1 protein-coding gene is annotated in these 303 nt (G+C 54.5%); it reads right to left on the minus strand.

The genetic code is table 11. From position 1 onward, the window contains the following. Positions 1-303: hypothetical protein (locus tag F2P45_RS35005; RefSeq protein WP_166882746.1), on the minus strand; the 303-nt coding region annotated here is incomplete at both ends.

Raw genomic sequence — 303 nt, forward strand, 5'->3', positions numbered from 1 at the left:
CGCCGCTGTGGCCTTGCCGTCGCTGTCGACCATGACAACCATGCTCAGTTTGCCTTCAGCGGGGTCCCTGGCATTGACTTTGTGAATGGCGCGATACACGCTTTCGAGACCGCGCACGGGGTAGGGCGGTTCATCGCTGTCATCGAGCATGGGGTACCAGCTGCGTACCATACGCCGCTGTTGCTGGCTCAATTGCTCGTACGATGCATTAAATGGAATCACGAAATCGCCGACAATTTTGCGCGGAATAAGGGTAGCGATAGCTGGTATTTCTTCTTTGAGATTGTATTTTTCGGGCGATCC

The organism is Massilia mucilaginosa, from assembly GCF_011682145.1.
GTDB lineage: Bacteria > Pseudomonadota > Gammaproteobacteria > Burkholderiales > Burkholderiaceae_D > Telluria_A > Telluria_A mucilaginosa.